We start from the raw sequence: 21,494 nt of genomic DNA on the forward strand, positions 1-21,494 counted from the left end.
ACATTGTTTGAACAAGGAATTGCCATGACATTGACCGAGCTGAAGTACATCGTGGCCGTCGCGCGCGAGCGCCACTTCGGCCGCGCCGCCGAAGCCTGCTTCGTCAGCCAGCCGACTTTGTCGGTGGCGATCAAGAAGCTGGAAGACGAGCTGGGCGTAGTCATTTTCGAGCGTGGTGGGACCGAAGTAGGCATTACGCCCATAGGTCTGCGCATCGTTGCGCAGGCCCAGAAAGTGTTGGAGGAGGGGGCCAATCTGCGCGAAATCGCCCGCCAGGGCCATGACCCCTTGGCCGGTCCCTTGCGCGTAGGCATTATCTATACTGTGGCACCGTATCTGCTGCCGCGCCTGGTGCCCAAACAAATTGAATTGACGCCGCAGATGCCCTTGCTGTTGCAGGAAAACTTTACCGTGCGCTTGCTGGAGCTGCTGCGTCAGGGTGAAATTGATTGCGCCATCGTGGCCTTGCCCTTGCCCGAAACGGGCTTGATGATACGCGAGTTGTACGACGAGCCGTTTGTCGTGGCCGTGCCGCACGACCATCCCTGGCGCACGCGTAAGGACATAGATCCCGAGGAACTGAAAGAGCAAACCATGCTGTTGCTGGGGGCTGGCCATTGCTTTCGTGATCAGGTCTTGGGCGTGTGCCCGGAGCTGTCGCGGTTTTCAGCCTCCAGTGAAGGCATCCAGCGTACCTTTGAAGGGTCTTCGCTAGAAACCATACGGCATATGGTGGCAACCGGCATAGGCGTGACGGTGTTGCCGGCCAGTTCCCTGTCCTCGCCGGGGCAGGCGACCGATCTGCTGGCCTATGTGCCGTTTCGTAAACCTGTACCGGATCGGCGCGTGGCTCTGATCTGGCGTAAGAGTTTTCCCCGCACCTCGGCCATCGATGCATTGACCCGTGGCATCATGGAAAGTGGCCTGGCCGGTGTGAACTATCTGAAGGTCGAGTACAGCGGCAGTTTTCCTTACCCCGAATTAGCGTGAACGGCATGCAGTGCATGTTATTCTGCCCAGGTATTATTTAGCCCTCTGTTCAACAGGAGTCCATTATGGCAAAAGCCGTGAAAACAGTGAGTAAATCCGTCAAGGCGTCCAAGGCCGCCGAGGCCAAGACCACCGAAACCAATACAGCTGCAGCCCCGGCTGAAGCCAAGCCCGTCGTGGCTAAGGCACCCGTTAAAAAGGCTCCTGCCAAAAAGGCGGCTAAAGCACCCGCCAAGGCACCAGCCAAAGCCGCCGTCAAGCTGGCCAAGCCAGCGGCCGGCAGCAGCGTCCTGAACATCGATATCGGCATTTCGTCCAACGACCGTGCCGCCGTCGCCCAGGAACTGTCCAAGGTATTGGCCGATTCGTACACGGTCTATCTGATGACGCACAATTTCCACTGGAACGTCACAGGCCCCATGTTCAAGACGCTGCATGAACTGTTCATGACCCAGTACACCGAACTGTGGCAGGCGCTGGACGATATTGCTGAACGCATTCGCGCTGTCGGCCATTATGCGCCCGGCACCTACGCCGAATTCCAGAAGCTGTCCTCCATCGCCGAGCCGACCTCCGTACCCAACGCCACGACCATGATCGAATTGCTGGTCAAAGGCAACGAAGCACTGGCCCGCACCGCCCGTGCCGCCTTTGATCGCGCCGACAAGGCCGATGATCAGCCCACGGCTGATCTGCTGACCCAGCGTTTGGACGTTCATGAGAAAAACGCCTGGATGCTGCGCAGCCTGCTGCAGTAATGCAGGTGGCTAATAGGATGCCTGCTATCGCGGGCATCCTATAGAAAACCCTGATTTGACGGATACAGGAGGGCATGCGCCGCAGTTATCGGTGTATGCTCTCTTGCACATTCACGGAGGTGTTTTCTATGAAAATTCGTTTTACTCCTGTTGCAGCGGCCATGAGCCTGGCAACGGGTCTGCTCTTGTCCGGTGCCGCCCATGCCGATACCATCCGCATTGCGATTGCCGGTCCATTCACGGGCGCAGTCACCCAATACGGCGAAATGGTCAAGCAAGGCGTGGATACCGCCATCGAACAGATCAATGCCGCCGGTGGCGTGCTGGGCAAACAGCTCGAAGCCGTTACCGTGGACGATGCCTGCGAACCCAAGCAAGGCCCTGTGGTGGCTAACCGTATCGTCAATGACAAAATTCACTACGTCGTGGGCCACGTGTGCTCCGGCGCAACCATTGCCGCCACCGATATTTACAATAACGAAGGCGTATTGATGGTTACCCCTTCGGCTACCGCGCCTGCGGTTACCGACGGCAAAAACTACGAGATGATCCTGCGCACCATCGGCCGTGACGACCAGCAAGGTCCGGCTGCCGCCAAGTTCATTCTGGAACAGATCAAACCCAAGAACGTCGCCATTTTGCATGACAAGCAGTCCTACGGTCAGGGCATTGCCTCGTCCGTGCGCTCGGAATTGCAGAAGGCCGGCACCAATGTATCGATTTTCGAGGGCATTAATGCTGGTGACAGCGATTACTCCGCCGTCATCACCAAGCTGAAGTCCTCCGGCGCGGATTTTGTCTATTTCGGTGGCTACCACCCTGAAATGGGCCTGCTGCTGCGTCAGGCAGCCGAGCAAGGCTTGACCGCCAAGTTTATGGGCCCTGAAGGCTCGGGCAACCCCGATATTAACGCCATTGCCGGCAAGGCCGTCGAAGGTATGTTGCTGACTTTGCCAGCCGACTTCACCCAGGACCCGGACAACCAGGCCGTGGTCAAGGCGTTCAAGGACAAAAAGCGCGATGCCAGCGGTGCCTTCCAGTTGACCGCTTATGCCGCCACGCAAGCCATTGCCGAAGGCATCAAGGGTGCCGGCGCAGACGATCCGGTCAAGGTGGCCGAATACTTGCATGCCAACAGCGTCAAGACGCCTATCGGTACCATCAGCTGGAACAAGCAGGGCGACTTGAACGAGTTCAAGTTTGATGTCTTTACCTGGCACGCCGACGGCAGCAAATCGGTCTACGGTAGCAAGTAAAAGACGCTGTACGGATTCGTTCCGCTGAAAAAAACCGGCTCAGTGCGAACTGGCCGGTTTTTTTTTGAGCGTTTGCTGGATGATCGGGGGGGGGTGGACGGATCTATGCTTGCGGGTACTACGCAGGCAGACACAAGCCTTTCGCAAGGCGCATGCGGGGTGTATCAGTCCTGAATGCGCCTTCCCGTATCGCGGTCGAACCAGTGCAGCGGATGAGGCGGCTGGTGGCCGATCTGTATGGTTTCACCCAGTTGGATAGGGTATTGACGAGTCTGTTCGACCGGGCAGCGCACCACCAGATGGTAGTCGCCGTGGACCAGGTGCAGCAATTGCTCGGAGCCTAGAATTTCCACCATTTCTACCTGTGTGGTCAGGCCGGGCGCATGCAGGCGGATGTGCTCTGGCCGTATGCCCAGAAACACCTTGCGGCCTCGCACGCCGGGCGGCACCAGTTCAGTGCCAAACTGCAGGGGCTGATTGTCGTCGTCCAGAATCTGGCCTTGCTGGGTGACATGGACGGGCAGCAGATTCATGGGTGGGGAGCCGATGAAGCTGGCTACAAATACCGAGGCTGGTTTGTCAAAGACTTCGGCGGGTGTGCCGATCTGCTCGGGAACGCCCTGATTCATGACGATCATGCGCTGGGCCAGTGTCATGGCCTCGACCTGATCGTGCGTTACGTATAGGCTGGTGGTGCGCAGGCGTTGGTGCAGCTTCTGGATTTCCAGTCGCATTTGCACGCGCAGCTTGGCATCCAGATTGGACAGGGGCTCGTCGAACAAAAACACCTTGGGTTCGCGCACGATGGCTCGGCCCATGGCCACGCGTTGGCGCTGGCCGCCCGACAACTGGGCGGGACGCCGCTCCAGCAACGGACCCAGTTCCAGAATGGCGGCAGCGGCATCGACGCGCTGCTTGATCTCGGCTTTGGAGAATTTCCGGATCTTCAGACCATAGGCCATATTGTCGAACACCGACATATGGGGATATAGGGCGTAATTTTGAAAAACCATGGCGATGTCGCGTTCGGCCGGTTCCAGCTCGTTCACGACTTTGCCGTCGATCTGAATTTGACCGTCGGTGACGGACTCCAGACCGGCGACCATGCGCATCAGTGTAGACTTGCCGCAGCCTGACGGGCCGACGATCACGACAAATTCGCCATCTTGTATATCCATCGAGATGCCGTGGATAACGGCGACGCCGTTAGGGTAGGTTTTCTTGACGTCTTGAAAACGTAAGGTAGCCATTCAGTTGAACCTTGAGATTTACTTTTCGGAGTCGATCAGACCTTTGACGAACCACTTTTGCATCAGCATGACGACAAAAGCAGGGGGCAGCATGGCCAGCAGGGCAGTGGCCATGACCAGATTCCATTGCGTGACGCTGTCCCCGCCCGAGATCATGCGTTTGATGCCCACTACGATGGGGTACATGTCTTCGTGGGTAGTAATGATCAGCGGCCATAGGTATTGGTTCCAACCGTAGATGAACTGGATGACGAACAAGGCAGCAATACTGGTCTTGGACAGCGGCAGCAGAACATCCTTGAAAAAGCGCATGGGACCGGCTCCGTCGATACGGGCGGCCTCGATCAGTTCATCAGGCACGGTCAGGAAAAACTGGCGGAACAAGAACGTGGCTGTGGCCGATGCGATCAGGGGCAGGATCAGGCCGCTGTAGCTGTCCAGCAGGTTCAGGTCGGCCACGACCTTGTAGGTAGGCATGATGCGTACTTCCACCGGCAGCATCAGGGTGATGAAAATCATCCAGAAAAACAGCATGCGAAACGGAAAGCGGAAGTACACCACGGCAAAGGCCGACAGCATGGAAATGGCGATCTTGCCCAGAGCGATGCCCAGCGCCATGACGGTGCTGACGATCAGCATGCGGCCCACGGCGGGCGTATTGATGGCTCCGCCGCTCAGCACTGCGGTGTAGTTTTCGATGAAGTGCGAACCGGGCAGCAGCGACATGGGCGCGCGCGCCACTTCCGCCGTGGTCTGGGTGGAAGCCACAAAGGTAATGTACAGAGGCAGGGCAATGATGATCACGCCCAGGATCAGGACCAGGTGCGTGATGAAATCGAGAATGGGGCGACGTTCAATCATGACGGTTTTCCTTGGCGCTCGTCAGGAGTAATTGACCTTGCGGTCGATGTAGCGGAACTGAACGACGGTCAGAACGATGACGATCGCCATGAGCACCACGGATTGGGCAGCCGAAGAACCGATGTCCAGGGCCCGGAAGCCGGTATTGAATACGCGGTAGACCAAGATGGAGGTGGCCTCGCCCGGTCCGCCCTGGGTCATGATGTCGATGATGGCGAAGGTGTCAAAGAAGGCGTAGATGACGTTGACCACCAGCAGAAAGAAGGTGGTGGGCGAGAGCAGCGGAAAGACAATGCTCCAGAAACGTCGCGCAGGGCTGGCTCCGTCGATGGCGGCCGCTTCGATCAGTGAGCGCGGAATGGCTTGCAAGCCGGCCAGGAAAAACAGGAAGTTATAGGAAATCTGTTTCCAGACCGACGCCATGACCACCAGCAACATGGCATCGTTGCCGTCCAGCCGTGGATTCCAGGCAAAACCCATTTCGACCAGAAACACAGCCACGATGCCGACCGAGGGCGAGAACATGAACAGCCACAGGACTCCGGCCACGGCGGTGGCAACGGCGTACGGCCAGATCAGCAAGGTGCGGTAGGCCAGCGCGCCGCGCACGACCCGATTGGCCAGCACGGCCAGCAGCAGCGATACGGCCAGGCCCACGACGGCTACTGCAATGGAAAAAATGGTCGTGGTCTTGAACGAGGCCAGATATTGTTCGTTGCCAAATAACTCGTAGAAATTATCCAGGCCCACGAATTGCGAGGACAGGCCAAAAGGATCTTCAAGATGAAAAGCTTGCCAAAGCGCTTGGCTGGCCGGCAGAAAAAAGAAGATCACCGTAATGATCAGTTGCGGGGCCAGCAGCAGATAGGGAAGCGTCTTGTGACGAAAGACGACACGTTTTTCCATGAGATATCAGGGCAGTGGGGTGGTCTGCACGCAAAGCGGGCGGGCCGGAAACAGAAAACAGAAAAGCGCACGAACCGAAAGCCTGTCGCTGGGCGTCTGTCTTGCTTGCCGCAAGAAAACAGGCCCGGGCTGTGGGTTCATGCGCTCGATTGTAAACCACCCGCCGAGGCGGGGAGGCTTACTTCACGCTCTTTTCAAAGCGCTCCAGCAACTCGTTGCCACGGCTTTGCATGGCTTTCAGGCCTTCTTCGGGCGTGACTTTGCCGGCAAAGATCTGCTCCATCAGGCCATCTTCGATATCGCGGATCTGGGGCAGGGAGCCCAGACGGATACCGCGCGAGTTGTCCGTGGTCGCAGCATCAAGCTGCTTGACGGCCACATCGGCACCGACGTTCTTGTCGTAATAGCCCGATTCTTTGGTCTTGGCAAAGCCGGCCGTGGTTACAGGCACATAACCGGTGTTCTGGTGCCAGGCGGCGGCCTGTTCGGGGCTGGAGATGAACTTGAAGAACTGGGTGATGCCTTTGTAGGTCTCGTCAGACTTTTTGGCAAATACCCACAGCGAAGCGCCGCCGATGATCGAGTTCTGCGGTGCGCCCTGCACATCGCTGTAGTAGGGCAGGCTGCTGGTGCCGAACTGAAATTCCCCGGTTTTGATGATATTGGCGCGGTTGCCGCTGGAACCGGTGAACATGCCACATTTGCCCGAGGTGAACAGGGCATTGGCCGTATCGCCACGCCCGCCGTAGGTAAAGGTGCCGTCCTTGGCCATGTCGGCCAGGAAGGTCATGTGCTTAGCGAACAGTGGGTTGTCCAGCTGCAGACGGGCGCTGGGACCGCCAAAGCCGTTGTTCTGGCTGGCGTAGGGAATGTTGTGCCAGGCGGCGAAGTTCTCCAGCAAAATCCACGATGGCCAGGACGAGGTATAGCCGCATTCCAGGCCGGCTGCACGCAGTTTTTTAGCGGCGGCTTGGACGTCTTGCCATGTCTTGGGTGGGGATTCGGGGTCCAGGCCGGCTTTCTGGAAGGCATCTTTGTTGTAGTACAGCACCGGCGTGGAGCTGTTGAACGGCATGGAAATCAGCTTGCCTTCGTTGGACGAGTAGTAGCCGGCGACGGCACCCAGAAAGTCCTTGGGGTTAATAGGGTCGCCTGCTTTTTCGGACATTTCCTGCACGGGCTGGATGGCACCCTTGGCCGCCATCATGGTAGCTGTGCCCACTTCAAACACTTGCAGAATATCCGGGGCGTTGCCGGCACGGAACGCGGCAATGCCAGCGTTCATGGATTCGCCATATGCACCTTTGTAGGATGGTTTGACTTGATAGTCGGATTGCGATTTGTTGAAATCGTCGACCAGCGCGTTGACGCGTTCACCCAGCGCCCCTTCCATGGAATGCCAGAACTGAATTTCCGTGGCGGCCTGCGCCGTGCCAATGGAAGCGATCAGCCCGGCCAGGGACAGCGCAAATAGTTTCGTTCGCATCGAACATTCTCCTGTATAAAAGGTACCGCTAGTATGTAGCAGTCATCGGGGGCCAAGTTTATGACTTGTATATGACAATCGCGTGAATGTACCTACTGGATGTGTGAGGGTCAATGACGACTTACCCGCAACCGCGCTCGGCAGCAGGGCGACCGGTGCCTATAATGGAGAAATGATGAATCCACATGAAACCCCCTTCAAGCTGGCGTTTATCGGTGCCGGCAATATGGCCAGCGCGCTGGCGGCCGGCCTGATCGGCAAACGCTGCGGCGGCCCGGACGTTCTGGCTATAGATATACACCCGCCTGCTCTGCAATCCTGGGCGCAGCAAGGCGTACACACGGCCACTGAGCCCGGTCCGGCACTTGCTGGCCAGCGCATCTGGGTGTTCGCAGTCAAGCCGCAGGTCATGAAAGAAACCGTGCTGGCCTGCAAGCCCTATCTGCAAGACGATACGCTGGTCATCAGTGTAGCGGCAGGCATTCCGGCGACGGCCATTTCCGAATGGCTGGGCCAGCCCGGCGCGCCGTTCACCCGGGTCATACGTTGTATGCCTAATACGCCGGCCTTTATCGGCTGCGGTATTACAGGATTGATGGCCCTGGATCAGGTGGACGAGGCCGACAAGGCGATTGCCAAGCAGTTGCTGGGATCGGTGGGCGAGGTTATCTGGGTTCAGGACGATGCTGCTATCGACGCTGTTACCGCCTTGTCGGGCAGCGGCCCGGCATATGTATTTCTGTTCCTGGAAGCCTTGATCCAGGGCGGAATACAGCAAGGCTTGTCCCCCGAGCAGTCGCGTCAGCTTGCCCTGGCGACGCTGAACGGGGCGACTCAGTTGGCAACCTTGTCTCCCGAGCCCCCATCTGTCCTGCGCGAACGGGTCACCTCCAAGGGCGGCACGACAGCCGCTGCCTTGAACGTACTGGGGCAGGGCGATTTTCCGGCGTTGGTGCAAAAAGCCGTGGCCGCTGCCCGAGAGCGCGCCGCCGAACTGGCTCGCGAATTTTCCTGAGCCGTTTGCTCCCAATAAAATAGGCCCGGTCTTGAGCCGCAATGCCAGTCTGCTAAATGCCGACTGGCATTTTTTTGCTTCTTCGAGAAAGGTCGGGGATTCCTTCGTATTGGGCGGGCCGTTTGGGCCAAGCGCAGAGAATCTCGGGTTCTCGCCAGGCCGGCCACAGCGGGTCGGCTTGGCGAGAATTACACCGATGTGCTTGGCCCAAACGGCGGGACGTCCGCGTACGCTGTCCAACATATCCGCTATCCGCTGAATGTTCTGTTTGGCATGAATACGTATAGCTGGGGCTATGCCGTCGGTGTTTCGAGCCGTTCAAGGCGCGGCATGCTCGGGCGGGGCGGGTCGGATGGCTTGCCTTAGGCGGGGCGTGGGGACGGGGTGCAAGCGTCGTTCTGTTTGACGGCGGCGCTTGTTACTTGTCCGGCGGACAAGTAACCCGCCGGAGTTAACGACGCGCCCGGCGCTGCGCCCCGACCAGGGTACCGGCGCGTAGCGCCGGCAAGGCATCAGCCCTGTCCGAGCATGCCGCGCCTTGAATGGCGTCTTCAAAAAATCAGTTCCTCATCAACCAGGTAAAGAGGCGCTCGGAATTCTTCGAAAAACCCGATTTTTGCCTCAATCTGCCGGCTCAAAGTTAGTGGGCTGGTAAAAATCGACGCATTGCCAGGGAAATTCAAAGCGTGCGCAGACTATGGCGGTTTTCTCCCTGGGCGTTATAGCCCTAGCGCAGTAGGGCTTATCCGAAGTGACAGCATTTGTTGCACTCCGCCACAATGATTGCGCCTGACGCACAGGATCGGAAAATCCTGGAATCAGCGCCCTTATTGTTCAACGTGACTGCCGGTGCGCAACCGGCTTCGGGAGACAGCAGGTATGAAACTCACTCTACGCCTTACCCCCGGCCTTGCTGCCCTGGCCACCATCCTGGCCATGGGCACTGCCTCCGCCGCAGAAACGATCAAGATCGGCATTCCGCAGCCCATGACAGGACCGGCCACCCAATACGGTGACCAGATCCAGGCGGGGGCCCTGACCGCGATCGACGCCATCAATGCAGCGGGCGGTGTCAAAGGCAAAAAGCTGGAAGCCTTGCTGATCGATGATGCCTGCGAGCCCAAGCAGGCCGTGCCTGCGGCCAACCGCGTGGTCAATTCAGGTGCTAAGTTTGCCGTGGCTCATGCCTGCTCGGGCACGACCGTACCTGCTGTCAACGTCTATGAACAAGAAGGTATAGTGGCCATTACTCCCGGCGCAACATCCCCGCTGGTCACCGATACGATCAAGCCACATTATTTTTTCCGAACCATAGGTCGTGACGACCAGCAAGGGCCGTTTGCCGCCGACTATATTGCTAATGTCCTCAAGCCCAAGACCATTGCCGTCTTGCACGATAAGCAAACTTATGGCTCCGGCGTGGCGACTCAGGTACGAGATGCCCTGCAGAAAAAAGGGATGAATATCGTAATGTTCGAGGGCATTAACGTGGGCGATAGCGATTATTCCGCCGTCATCACCAAGCTCAAGGGCGAAAACCCCGATCTGATTTATTTCGGCGGCTACCATGCCGAGCTGGGCTTGCTGCTGCGTCAGGCGCGCGAACAAGGGATGAAGAATCAGTTCATGGGGCCTGAAGGCGTTGCCAACCGCGATCTGGTGGCCATTGCCGGTCCGGCCGTCGAGGGTTTGCTGGTGACCTTGCCTACCGATTTCACCAAAATGCCCGGCAACGAAAAAGTGATGGAGAATTTCAAGACCTATAAGCGCAATCCGAACGGAGCCTTTACTTTCCCGGCCTATGCTGCTGTGCAGATCATCGCCAAAACCATCGATACCGTCGGTGAAGATTCGGCCAAAGCAGCCGATTATATGCATGCTAATTCGTTCGACACCGCCATTGGCAAGGTAGAATACGACGCCAAGGGCGACTTGAAACATTTCGAGTTTGCCGTCTTCAAGTGGGACAAGGACGGTAATTTCGAGTTGATCAACAGGTAAATCCGGATTGCGATGCCCCCGCTCGACACCAGGACGGGGGCATTGCTATTGGGTGCCCATAAAGTGTGAAAACAATAACGACGGACTCAACGGAAGCAAAATAGCATGTCTGACTTACTCCCTCAGATCGTGCAGCAGCTGTTCAACGGATTATCGTTGGGCGCTATTTATGCATTGATCGCCATCGGCTACACAATGGTCTATGGCATTATCGGTATGATCAATTTCGCGCATGGCGAAATTTATATGATCGGCGCCTATGTGGGCCTGGTTACCTTGACCGCCATCGGCGTGGGCTCGGGACTGCCGATCTGGCTCATTATCCTGATCATGTTGCTGGTTGCCATGCTGGTGACGGCGGTGTATGGATATGCCATCGAGAAAGTGGCTTATGCGCCGCTGCGCGGCAGCCCGCGTCTGGTGCCGCTGATTTCGGCCATCGGTATGTCCATTTTCCTGCAGAACTGGGTGGCCCTGGGACAGGGCGCGCGCGATATGGCCGTGCCTACGCTGCTGACCGGCTCGTTCCAGTTCACGCTGGGCTCGGATGGTTTTACGATTACCGCGCCGTATTCGCGCGTGATGATTATTGTGGTCACCGTCGTGCTTATGATCATGCTCAGCGTCTACATCAAGTATTCGCGTCTGGGGCGTGCGTCGCGGGCCTGTTCGCAGGATCTGCGCATGGCCAATCTGTTGGGCATCGACACCAATAAGATCATTTCTTTTACCTTCATCATCGGTGCCATGCTGGCTGCCGTGGGCGGGGTGCTGATTGCGACCGCCATCGGCAAGCTGAACCCGTTCATTGGCTTTATTGCCGGCATCAAGGCCTTTACCGCTGCGGTGCTGGGCGGCATAGGCAGCATTCCCGGAGCCATGCTGGGCGGGGTGCTGCTGGGCTTGGCCGAAACTTTTGCCGCCGCCTTCATTTCGTCGCAGTACAAGGACATCGTGGCCTTTTTGCTGCTGGTATTCATCCTGCTGTTCCGTCCAACGGGCCTGCTGGGCAAACCCGAGGTGGAGAAAGTCTGATGGTCCATCGTTTCAGCAACGCTTTTATTGCCGCCGTTCTGGCGGGCATCATCGTCGCGCCGATTTTCGGCTTCCAGATCGTGCGGGCAGGGATGGATACCCATCTGGAATCGGACTGGCACATGATTCTGATTGGCATGGGTATCGTGTTTCTGGCCCAGCTGGTGCGGCCCAGCCTGAAAATCGGCAAAAGCCGGGAAAGCCGCTGGACATTACCCCAGCTTAGTACCCAATCCAAGAAAATCATTCTGTATCTGGTGGTGGCCGGTGCCGTGGTCTGGCCTTTTTTCAGCGGCCGCGCCCAGGTGGACATTGCCACCTTGGTGCTGATTTACGTCATGTTGGGCCTGGGGCTGAACATTGTCGTGGGTTTTGCCGGTCTGCTGGATCTGGGTTTTGTGGGTTTTTACGCCGTGGGCGCATATACCTACGCCTTGCTGTATCACTATGCAGGCTGGGGTTTCTGGGAAGCCTTGCCGCTGGCCGGCGGCATGGCGGCACTGTTTGGTTTTTTGCTTGGGTTTCCGGTACTGCGCCTGCGTGGCGATTACCTGGCCATTGTGACCTTGGGTTTTGGCGAGATCATCCGCCTGTTGCTCATCAATCTGTATACCGTCACCGGCGGCCCCGACGGTATCTCCGGTATCCCCAAGCCTACGGTATTCGGTTTCCCCATGGCGCGCCGCGCACCGGAAGGGCAGACTACGTTCCATGATCTGATGGGCTGGTCATTCAGCAATCAGGATGTGGTGGTCTATTTGTACCTGATGGCTCTGGCCCTGGCGCTGGTGACTTTGTTTGTATCCAGCCGCGTTGTACGCATGCCCATAGGCCGAGCCTGGGAGGCCTTGCGCGAGGACGAAATAGCTTGTCGATCCCTAGGTCTGAATCCCACTACGATCAAACTGTCCGCCTTTACGATGGGGGCCATGTTTGCTGGTTTTGGCGGTGCCTTTTTCGCCGCCCGCCAGGGTTTGGTCAACCCCGAGTCCTTTACCTTTATCGAGTCGGCTCTGATCCTGGCTATTGTGGTGCTGGGTGGCATGGGCTCGCAGATCGGCGTCATCCTGGCGGCCATCGTGCTGACGGTGGTGCCCGAGCTGGCCCGCGAGTTTGCGGAGTACCGCATGTTGATATTTGGCATCGTGATGGTGGTCATGATGGTGTGGCGTCCGCAAGGGCTGCTGCCCGTGAAACGGCCTCACGTGGAGTTGCGCGCATGAGTTCATTGTTGAGTGTTTCGGGGCTGTGCATGCGCTTTGGCGGCCTGCTGGCCGTGGATAATGTCGGTTTCGAGGTGGGCAAGGACGAAGTCTTTGCCATCATTGGCCCTAACGGCGCGGGCAAGACAACTGTATTTAACTGTGTCGGCGGTTTTTATAAACCATCCGCAGGCACTGTGTTGTTGAATGGTCAGCCCATCCATGGCCTGGCCAGCCACAAGGTGGCTCAGAAAGGCCTGGTGCGTACGTTCCAGAATGTGCGCTTGTTCAAGAAACTGACTGTGCTGGAAAACCTGCTGGTCGCCCAGCATCAGCAGCTTAACGCCGGTTTTCTGTCGGGTCTGCTCAATCTGGGCAAATATCGCCGCTCGGAAAAACAGGCCAAGGAGCGTGCTGCGCATTGGCTCGATTTCATGGGTCTGTCCGATATGGCCAATCGCGAAGCGGGCAATCTGGCCTATGGTCACCAGCGACGTCTGGAAATTGCCCGCTGCATGATTACTCAGCCGCGCCTGTTGATGTTGGACGAGCCGGCCGCCGGCTTGAATCCCCAGGAAAAACAGGATCTGCAGCACTTGATCGACCAGTTGCGCCGCGAGTTCGATGTCGCCGTGCTGCTGATCGAGCATGACATGAGTCTTGTCATGGGCGTGTCGGACCGCATTCTGGTCATGGAATACGGCAAGCCCATCGCCACCGGCAAGCCGGACGAGGTGCGCAACGATCCGCGCGTCATCAAAGCCTATCTGGGGGAAGAATAAGTGCTGAAGCTGGATTCTGTATCTACCCACTACGGTGCCATCCAGGCCTTGGATCAGGTCAGTGTGGAAGTCAACAAGGGCGAGATCGTTACTCTGATCGGTGCCAATGGTGCCGGCAAGACAACATTGCTGATGACGGTGTGCGGTTCGCCGCGTGCCAGCAGCGGCACTATTACATTCAACGGCGAGGACATCACACAGGCCGACACGCACCGCATCATGCGCAAGGGCATTGCCATCTCACCCGAAGGGCGGCGCGTGTTTTCTGACCTGACGGTGTCCGAAAACCTGAAAATGGGCGGTTTTTTTCTGAATCGCAGCCAGATCGAAGAAGGGGAAGCCCATGTCTACGAACTGTTTCCGCGCTTGAAAGAGCGTGCTGCCCAGCGCGCCGGCACCATGTCCGGCGGCGAACAGCAGATGCTGGCTATAGGCCGGGCGCTGATGACGCGGCCTTCGCTGCTGTTGCTGGACGAGCCTACTCTGGGTCTGGCACCGCTGATCATCGCGCAGATCTTCGATATTATCCGCACCATCCGCGAGGACGGCGTCACTGTTTTCCTGGTCGAGCAAAACGCCAACAAAGCCTTGCAAGTGGCCGACCGGGGCTACGTGCTGGAAACCGGGCGTGTGGTCATGCAGGACACCGGTGCGAATCTGTTGGCCAATCCGGATATCCGAAAGGCCTATTTAGGCGCATAAAGCCGAAAGTCTGCTTGCCTGTCCTGTGTATTCAGGCAGACCAGTCGTTGTGTAGGTCGTGCACCATTTAACCAGAGCGGACGTGTATGTCCGCTCTGGTTTTTTTATGGATAGTGGCTATCGGGACAGATTCGGCAGACACCGCGGTGTGTGTGCCTGCCGTTGGCCTGGGGAGGCTGTTTCCTTATCCCAGCGGCTTACTCCTTGCTCAAGCCTTCGGCCCGCAGCGCCGCCTGCACGGCGGGGTCCTGTTCCATGCGCGTGAAAAAAGCGTTCAGGTGCGTTTGGCCGGACAGGTCTATTTTCATGATGTGTGCCCAGCGCATCACCACGTACAGGTAGGCATCGGCAACCGAACGGGTTCCGGTCAGCCAGGGCCTGTCGGCCAGTTGCTGGTCGGCCAGGCTGAAAAGCTTCTGGATGATTTCCCCGGTCTTGGCGCGTACTTCGGCCTGGGTGGCTTCTTGGTCGGCATAACGCTGTACGCCGAACATGACACCGAAGTTGCGATGGATGTCGGCGTTGACAAAGGCCAGCCATCGGCGGGTTTGGGCACGTTCTTGCAAAGTCTTGCCCAGCAGATTGGCTTCAGGGTTCTTTTCTGCCAGATATTCCAGGATGGCCGAACTCTGGGTCAGCGTCATGCCCTCGTCTTGCAGAACGGGCACGGCACCCAGCGGATTCATGGCCAGAAAGGCCGGCTGTTTAAGTTCGTCTCGGCTGACAGCGTGGATGTCGTAGGGCTTGCCTATCCATTCCAGGGCAATGTGGCAGGCCAGAGGGCAAGCGCCGGGCAGGTAGTACAGTTTCATCGGATTCCTCGTTGACGATACGTGGGTAAAGGATGGCGCAGCGCACTGCGCCATTCAAGACTAAGGAAGTGAGGGTTTCAGGTGCTGGGCCAGAAACTGCTCCATCTGTTCGTAGAACTCGAATTTGTTTTCGTCGTTCAGAAAACCGTGGCCTTCGTTGTCCTTGACCATGTATTGGACTTGAACACCGCGCTCTTGAAGGGCCTGCACCATTTGGTCGCTTTCGGCTTTGTTGACGCGTGGGTCGTGCGCGCCTTGGGCAATAAACAGCGGAGTGACGATCTTGTCGGCATGCAGGGCAGGGGAGTTAGCCTCCAGTCTGGCCTTGTCCTTGACCGGATCGCCCACCATGGCATGCATCTTGAGCAAGAACGGTTTCCAATAAGGAGGAATGGTGTTCATGAAGGTCAGCAAATTGGATACGCCCACATAATCCACCGCAGCGGCATACAGTTGCGGGGTCTTGACGATACCGGCCAGCGTCGCATAGCCACCATAGCTGGCACCATAAATGGCGACACGTTTGGGGTCGGCTATTTTTTGGTCGATCAGCCAATGCACGCCGTCGGTAATATCGTCTTGCATGGCCAGGCCCCATTGACCGAAACCGGCTTCCCAGAAGTGTCTGCCGTAGCCGGTGGAGCTGCGGAAATTGATTTGCAGCACGGCATAGCCGCGGTTGGCCAGAAACTGCACTTCAGGATTGAAGCCCCAGTAATCGCGTGCCCAGGGTCCGCCATGCGGGTTGATTACCACAGGCAAGTTCTGGGCCGGACGGCCCTGTGGCAAGGTCAGGTAACCGTGTATGGTCAGTCCGTCGCGGGCCTTGAACTGAATGGGCTGCATGGGGGCCATATCGCTTTCGGGCAGGGCGGTATTGATATCGGCCAGCTTGTGCAAGGTGTTGCTGTCGGCATCGTACAGATAGCGTGACCCGGATGTGCGATCGTTATAGCTGGCGACGATGAACTTTTTTTCGTCGCGGGTGATGTCCTGCCAGGTGACTTCGTAGCCAGGCAGTTGGCGCGCAATGGCCTCGTGGATCTTGGCGCTGACCGGGTCGAAGAAATGATGGCCGGGCTTGTCGGTGTGGAAATCGGCTGATGTCAGCACTTTACGCAGGCGGGAGAAGCCGGCCCCCATCAAATCGTGCTCGGGTAATTCGTAGATGCGTTCTTCCAGGTCGGGGGTGTCGGGGTCGATCAGCACCAGCGCCTGGGTGTCGCGACCGCGATTGCTCAGGGCGTAGAAACGGCGATTGTCCGCATGAAAGAACAGTGGCGAGACTTCGGTGCGGAAATCGGTCCGGATCAGGCTGCGGAAAGGCTCGTCCGCGCTGGCGCGGTAGCGCAGCTCGGTATCCACGCCTACCGATGCCGTGGCCAGACGCACCTGGCCCTGGTGGTCGGTACTCCAGCCCAGCACATCGCCGGGGTTTTGCGCCGCCAAGGCGCTGTGGCCCGTATGGACATTGACCTTATAGATATCGAAAACTTCGGGGTTGCGGCCATTGTGCGCGATCAGCACGTGGTCCGGATCATCGGGCAGATCGTCCTGCACATCGGCCCGCACACCGGCCAGCGGCGTCAGGTCGGTGGCTTTGCCGGTGCTGACGTTGACGGCGATCACGTGGTAGTTTTCGTCGCCGTTCACGTCTTTGGCGTACAGAACCGTATCGTCGCCTTTCCAGAAGTACTGGGCGATATCGCGCTGGCTTTCCGATGTAATCCGGCGCGGTTCGCCGACCGGTTCGCTGCCCTTGAGCGCTTGGACAAAAATATTCTGGCGTGCCGGCTGGCCATCGATCTGTGCCGGCTCCATGAAACCGATCAGACGGCCATGATCCGACAGGCGAAAACCGCTACGCTTGGGATTCTGGAAAAAATCCCGGATGTCATAGTGACGCGGCACGGCTTCAGTGGCAGCGGCGGTATCGGGCACGATGGCCTGCGCGCTCATCGAGAACAGTAAGGACAAAAGCATGGACAAATACCCTTTTGAAAGCAGGTGGTTCTGGGCAAGACGACGGACAAGGCCCGCTCAATCACATTACTATATCGGATGACGATACGGCCCACGCAAAATACGTGAGCGCACATTGTGCCATTGAGCCAGCAGCATGCGCCGGCTCTGCCCGACCAAGGATGTTCATGATCACACCGACTCGCCTTGTTTTTCTTGACCGCGACACGCTGGCGGACAGCGTCGCGCTCAAGCCCTTGCCTTTTGCGCATCAGCTACAGGTGTACGACCGCACCCGACCGGAACAAGTCAGCGAACGCATCGCCGCGGCAGACATTGTGATCAGCAACAAGGTGGCGCTGCGGCGCGAACACCTGCAACAGGCTCCGAATCTGAAGTTGATCGCGCTGGCAGCCACCGGCAGCGACAATGTCGATCTGACGGCGGCACGCGAATATGGCGTGACGGTCAGCAATATTCGGAATTACGCGATCAATAGCGTGCCCGAGCATGTATTTGCCCTGATCTTCGCGCTGCGCCGCAATATCACGGCGTATCGGCAGTCCGTCCAGCAAGGGCGCTGGCAACAGGCCGATCAGTTTTGCTATTTTGACTATCCCATCCGCGATCTGGCCGGCTCTACCTTGGGCTTGATCGGTTCCGGGTCGCTGGGTCAGGCCGTGGCCCGCCTGGGCAGGGCGCTGGGCATGAAGGTGATCTTTGCCCAGCGGCGCGGCCAGAGCGGCACAAACGATGACCCGGATCGCCTGCCGTTCGAGCAGGTGCTGGAACAGGCCGATGTGCTGTCCTTGCATTGCCCCTTGACCCCGGACACGCAGAATCTGCTGGGCCTGGAACAATTTCAGCGCATGGCGGCGCGCCGTCCCTTGCTGATCAATACCGCCCGTGGCGGCCTGATCGACAATCAGGCCTTGGAACAGGCTCTGCGCAAGGGCTGGCTGGGTGGAGCGGGTATTGATGTCTGCACCCCTGAACCTCCCCCGGCCGATCACATTCTGATGCGCCTGCTGGACTTGCCCAACTACATTCTGACCCCGCACATTGCCTGGGCCAGCGAACAGGCCATGCAGACCTTGGCCGATCAGTTGATCGACAATATCGTCGCCTTTCAAGGCGGTTCTCCGCGTAACGTGCTGTAAACCATGTCGTCTTTAGCTACGTATCAAGCCGACTTCTCCCTGGCGGGGCGCTGCGCCCTGATCACCGGCTCCTCCGCCGGTCTGGGGCTGGAAATCGCCCGCGCCTATGCGGCCCACGGTGCCCGCATCATTCTGAATGGCCGCGATGCGCAAAAACTTCAGCTTCTGGCCGAATCCTTGCGCTCCCAGGGCGCGCAGGTCGATCTATGGCCGCAGGATCTGGGCGATCTGCCCGCTTTGGATGCGTCTTATGACGCGCTGTGCAAGCGGGTGGGCACGCCTGATATTTTGGTCAACAACGTAGGCATACGCTTGCGCAGCCGACTGCAGGATGCGGCGTGGGACCAGATTGAACAGTTGTTGCACGTGGATTTGCTGGCTACGCTTAAACTGTCCAAGTTAGCTGCCCAGGCCATGCTGGCCGCGCAGACCCAAGCCGGGCGCATCATTACCCTGACTTCTATCGCCGGCCCGCTGGCCCGGCCGGGCGATGCGATTTATCCGGTCGCCAAGCAGGGGCTCTCCGGCCTGGTGCGTTCGTTGGCCGTGGAGTTTGGCGGACAAGGCATTACCAGCAATGGCATTGCCCCTGGAACCTTCGCCACCGAAAGCAACGCCGCGCTGGCTCAAGACCCGGTAAAAGGCCCTTTGGTGGTGGGCCGCAATCCGCTGGCCCGTTGGGCGCGTCCGGACGAAATCCGGGCCGCCGCGGTTTTTCTGGCCTCGCCGGCCGCCTCCTACGTCAATGGCCACATCGTGGTCGTGGACGGTGGTTTCTCTATTACTTTCTGATGCCCGCCTGCATGTCTTTGTCCCGTCCCATCCGTATCGCCATCAATGGTTATGGTCGCATTGGCCGCTGCGTGCTGCGCGCCATCCACGAATCGCCGCGCCGCGCGGATTTCGAGCTTGTCGCCATCAACGAGCCGGCCGATATCGCGGCAATGGCCTATCTGACCCGGTTCGATTCCACCCATGGCGTCTTTCCGGGCACGGTCGAACATGACGCGGAGCACCTGATCGTGGCCGGCAGACCTATTCGTGTCTTGCACCAGACCCGGCCTGATGCCGTGGACTGGGCGGGGCTCAAGCTGGATATGTTGATCGAATGCAGTGGGGCCTACGGCGACCGGGCGCAGTTGCAGACTTTTCTGGACGCAGGCTGCCCGCGTGTGCTGGTATCCAATCCGGCCCACAGTGCTCACGATGTGGACTTTACCGCCGTGCTGGGCATTAATGACGATCAATTGCTGGGGTCGGAGCGCATCATCTCGAACGCGTCCTGCACGACCAACGCCATTATTCCGGTCCTGGCCCAACTGGACGAGGTCTTTGGCATACGGCACGCCTTTTTAAGTACCTTGCATTCGGTCATGAATGACCAGCCCATGATCGATGGCTACCACAGCCACGATCTGCGCCGTACCCGTTCGGCGCTGCAATCCATGATTCCCGTCTCCACCGGCCTGGCCCAGGGCGTGGAACGCCTGCTGCCGCAACTGGCAGGCAAGGTTCAGGCCAAATCCATACGCGTGCCCATCCTGAATGTGTCCGCGATTGATCTGATGGTCAATCTGCAGCGCGACACCAGTCAGCAGGAAATCAACGATGTGTTCCGTCGCGCCGCGCAGCGCTGGCCCGGCATACTGGATTATTCCGAACAGCCGCACGCCTCGATAGACTTCAACCACAATCCGCATTCCGGGATTGTCGACGGCACCCAGACACGCACTAATGGCGATGGTCTGGTCAATATGCTGGTGTGGTTCGACAATGAATGGGGATTTTCCAACCGACTTCTGGATATTGCCTGTGTGTGGGCCTCGCGCTTTGTGCGCGAGGCCTGAACCGCCCCTTGTTACCCTGGGGTGGTGTCGTTTACTTACAAGGAACACGTTATGAGCACGATACGCGTTGAGCACGATTCCATGGGCCCCATCGATGTACCCGCCCAGCATTACTGGGGCGCGCAGACCCAGCGCTCCATCCAGAATTTCCCTATTGGGCGCGACCGTTTCCAGTGGGGTCGCAGCATGATAGAGGCGCTGGGCATCCTGAAAAAATCCGCCGCCCTGGCCAATCAGGAACTGGGCGAGTTGCCGGACGAACTGGCTGCCTTCATCGTGGCGGCGGCCGACGAGGTCATTGCCGGGCGCTGGGACAGCGAATTCCCCCTGGTCGTGTTCCAGACCGGCTCGGGCACGCAAAGCAATATGAATGCCAACGAGGTCATCGCCAACCGCGCCATCGAGCTGGCCGGCGGCGAACTGGGCAGCAAGCGCCCCGTGCACCCCAACGATCACGTCAATCGTGGCCAGTCCTCCAACGATACCTTTCCCACCGCCATGTATATTGCCGTGGCGCTGGAATGCCGTCGTCGCCTGCTGCCCGATGTGCGCCAGTTGCGCGATACGCTGGATCTGAAGGCTGAGCAGTTCGACATTATCGTCAAGACCGGTCGCACCCATTTGCAGGATGCCACGCCCATTACCCTGGGGCAGGAAATCGGTGCCTGGGTGGCGCAGATCGACTTTGCCCTGGATACCGTGGATACGGCGCTGCAAGGCATTTACCAGCTTGCCATAGGCGGCACGGCGGTTGGCACGGGTCTGAATGCCCATCCGCAGTTCGGTGCGCGCGCGGCGGCACATATTGCCCAACAGACGGGACTGCCGTTCGAGTCGGCCGCCAATAAGTTCTTTGCCTTGTCGGCGCACGATGCCCTGGTCAATCTGTCGGCGGCGCTGCGCACGCTGGCCGGTGCCCTGATGAAAATGGCCAACGATGTGCGCTGGCTGGCCAGCGGTCCGCGTTGCGGCATTGGTGAACTGCAGATTCCGGAAAACGAGCCCGGTTCGTCAATTATGCCGGGCAAGGTCAACCCTACGCAGTGCGAGGCCATGACCATGGTCGCGGTGCAGGTTTACGGCAACGATGCTGCCGTGGCCTTTGCCGGCAGCCAGGGAAATTTCCAGCTCAATGTCTACAAGCCGGTCATGGTGCATAATGTGCTCGAGAGCATCGCGCTGATCAGCGATGCCTGCCTGGCTTTCGACGAGCATTGCGCGCGCGGCTTGGAGCCTGTTATGGAACGAATCCAGCACAATCTGGATCAAAACCTTATGCTGGTCACCGCCCTGAACCGGCATATCGGTTACGACAAAGCGGCCGCCATCGCCAAAAAAGCCCACCACGAAGGGCTGACTCTGCGCGAATCGGCCCTGCAGTCGGGTCATCTTAGCGCCGAGCAATACGATCAATGGATTGTTCCGCTGGATATGACACACCCAGGCTGATCGCCTGATCCTCAGGGCCG

At 58.4% G+C, this 21,494-nt stretch carries 19 protein-coding genes; 13 read left to right on the forward strand and 6 right to left on the reverse strand.

Annotated elements, in window-relative coordinates; translation table 11 throughout:
- Positions 1 to 24: 24 nt before the first annotated feature.
- The 3 genes from AADW57_RS09200 to AADW57_RS09210 all read left to right on the forward strand — a co-directional run bounded on the left by AADW57_RS09200 (position 25) and on the right by AADW57_RS09210 (position 3,004).
- Positions 25 to 990, forward strand: a complete 966-nt coding sequence (locus AADW57_RS09200) for a LysR substrate-binding domain-containing protein (RefSeq protein ID WP_341666595.1) — start codon at positions 25 to 27, stop codon at positions 988 to 990.
- A gap of 260 nt (positions 991 to 1,250) precedes the next feature.
- On the forward strand, positions 1,251 to 1,748 hold the full coding sequence (locus AADW57_RS09205) for a Dps family protein (protein WP_341669682.1): 498 nt from the start codon (positions 1,251 to 1,253) through the stop codon (positions 1,746 to 1,748).
- A gap of 128 nt (positions 1,749 to 1,876) precedes the next feature.
- The gene (locus tag AADW57_RS09210; protein WP_341666596.1) at positions 1,877 to 3,004 is read left to right on the forward strand and encodes a branched-chain amino acid ABC transporter substrate-binding protein; all 1,128 of its coding nucleotides are present in this window, start codon (positions 1,877 to 1,879) and stop codon (positions 3,002 to 3,004) included.
- Between the two features lie 164 nt (positions 3,005 to 3,168).
- Here AADW57_RS09210 and AADW57_RS09215 read toward each other — a convergent pair whose 3' ends face one another.
- The 4 genes from AADW57_RS09215 to ugpB form a co-directional block, all read right to left on the reverse strand.
- Positions 3,169 to 4,254, reverse strand: a complete 1,086-nt coding sequence (locus AADW57_RS09215; RefSeq protein WP_341666597.1) for a sn-glycerol-3-phosphate import ATP-binding protein UgpC — start codon at positions 4,252 to 4,254, stop codon at positions 3,169 to 3,171.
- Between the two features lie 18 nt (positions 4,255 to 4,272).
- A complete protein-coding gene (ugpE, locus tag AADW57_RS09220) occupies positions 4,273 to 5,115 on the reverse strand; it encodes a sn-glycerol-3-phosphate ABC transporter permease UgpE (protein ID WP_341666598.1) in 843 nt (280 codons plus the stop codon).
- Positions 5,116 to 5,136: 21 nt separating this feature from the next.
- Positions 5,137 to 6,021, reverse strand: a complete 885-nt coding sequence (ugpA, locus tag AADW57_RS09225; RefSeq protein WP_341666599.1) for a sn-glycerol-3-phosphate ABC transporter permease UgpA — start codon at positions 6,019 to 6,021, stop codon at positions 5,137 to 5,139.
- 178 nt (positions 6,022 to 6,199) lie between these two features.
- Positions 6,200 to 7,507, reverse strand: a complete 1,308-nt coding sequence (gene ugpB / locus AADW57_RS09230; protein ID WP_341666600.1) for a sn-glycerol-3-phosphate ABC transporter substrate-binding protein UgpB — start codon at positions 7,505 to 7,507, stop codon at positions 6,200 to 6,202.
- A 172-nt stretch (positions 7,508 to 7,679) separates the two neighbouring features.
- Between ugpB and proC the strand changes: the two genes are divergently transcribed.
- The 6 genes from proC (at position 7,680) to AADW57_RS09260 (ending at position 14,244) form a co-directional block, all read left to right on the forward strand.
- Positions 7,680 to 8,522, forward strand: a complete 843-nt coding sequence (proC, locus tag AADW57_RS09235; RefSeq protein ID WP_341666601.1) for a pyrroline-5-carboxylate reductase — start codon at positions 7,680 to 7,682, stop codon at positions 8,520 to 8,522.
- Between the two features lie 879 nt (positions 8,523 to 9,401).
- Positions 9,402 to 10,523 (forward strand): high-affinity branched-chain amino acid ABC transporter substrate-binding protein, encoded by a 1,122-nt coding sequence (locus AADW57_RS09240; RefSeq protein ID WP_341666602.1) that lies wholly within the window; start codon positions 9,402 to 9,404, stop codon positions 10,521 to 10,523.
- A 105-nt stretch (positions 10,524 to 10,628) separates the two neighbouring features.
- The gene (livH, locus tag AADW57_RS09245; RefSeq protein ID WP_341666603.1) at positions 10,629 to 11,558 is read left to right on the forward strand and encodes a high-affinity branched-chain amino acid ABC transporter permease LivH; all 930 of its coding nucleotides are present in this window, start codon (positions 10,629 to 10,631) and stop codon (positions 11,556 to 11,558) included.
- Positions 11,558 to 12,781, forward strand: a complete 1,224-nt coding sequence (gene livM / locus AADW57_RS09250; RefSeq protein WP_341666604.1) for a high-affinity branched-chain amino acid ABC transporter permease LivM — start codon at positions 11,558 to 11,560, stop codon at positions 12,779 to 12,781. The genes livH and livM overlap by 1 nt, the downstream gene beginning before the upstream one ends.
- Entirely contained in the window at positions 12,778 to 13,542 is a 765-nt protein-coding gene (livG, locus tag AADW57_RS09255; protein ID WP_341666605.1) for a high-affinity branched-chain amino acid ABC transporter ATP-binding protein LivG, read from the forward strand. The genes livM and livG overlap by 4 nt, the downstream gene beginning before the upstream one ends.
- Positions 13,543 to 14,244, forward strand: a complete 702-nt coding sequence (locus AADW57_RS09260) for an ABC transporter ATP-binding protein (RefSeq protein WP_341666606.1) — start codon at positions 13,543 to 13,545, stop codon at positions 14,242 to 14,244.
- A 197-nt stretch (positions 14,245 to 14,441) separates the two neighbouring features.
- Here the strand turns inward: AADW57_RS09260 and AADW57_RS09265 are convergent, their stop codons facing one another.
- Both AADW57_RS09265 and AADW57_RS09270 read right to left on the reverse strand, forming a co-directional pair.
- Entirely contained in the window at positions 14,442 to 15,056 is a 615-nt protein-coding gene (locus tag AADW57_RS09265; RefSeq protein ID WP_341666607.1) for a glutathione S-transferase family protein, read from the reverse strand.
- Positions 15,057 to 15,116: 60 nt separating this feature from the next.
- A complete protein-coding gene (locus tag AADW57_RS09270) occupies positions 15,117 to 17,015 on the reverse strand; it encodes an alpha/beta hydrolase family protein (protein ID WP_341669683.1) in 1,899 nt (632 codons plus the stop codon).
- A gap of 191 nt (positions 17,016 to 17,206) precedes the next feature.
- On the opposite strand from AADW57_RS09270, the gene AADW57_RS09275 reads away from it, so the two are divergent.
- The 4 genes from AADW57_RS09275 to fumC are packed head-to-tail and all read left to right on the forward strand — an operon-like array spanning position 17,207 to position 21,474.
- Positions 17,207 to 18,178: a D-2-hydroxyacid dehydrogenase gene (locus tag AADW57_RS09275; RefSeq protein WP_341666608.1), complete on the forward strand. Its 972-nt coding sequence runs from the start codon at positions 17,207 to 17,209 to the stop codon at positions 18,176 to 18,178.
- Between the two features lie 3 nt (positions 18,179 to 18,181).
- The gene (locus tag AADW57_RS09280) at positions 18,182 to 18,970 is read left to right on the forward strand and encodes an SDR family oxidoreductase (protein WP_341666609.1); all 789 of its coding nucleotides are present in this window, start codon (positions 18,182 to 18,184) and stop codon (positions 18,968 to 18,970) included.
- An 11-nt stretch (positions 18,971 to 18,981) separates the two neighbouring features.
- Positions 18,982 to 20,025: a type I glyceraldehyde-3-phosphate dehydrogenase gene (locus AADW57_RS09285; RefSeq protein ID WP_341666610.1), complete on the forward strand. Its 1,044-nt coding sequence runs from the start codon at positions 18,982 to 18,984 to the stop codon at positions 20,023 to 20,025.
- 51 nt (positions 20,026 to 20,076) lie between these two features.
- Positions 20,077 to 21,474 (forward strand): class II fumarate hydratase, encoded by a 1,398-nt coding sequence (fumC, locus tag AADW57_RS09290; RefSeq protein WP_341666611.1) that lies wholly within the window; start codon positions 20,077 to 20,079, stop codon positions 21,472 to 21,474.
- Positions 21,475 to 21,494 lie beyond the last annotated feature (20 nt).

Source organism: Alcaligenes sp. SDU_A2, assembly GCF_038237375.1.
GTDB lineage: Bacteria > Pseudomonadota > Gammaproteobacteria > Burkholderiales > Burkholderiaceae_B > Alcaligenes.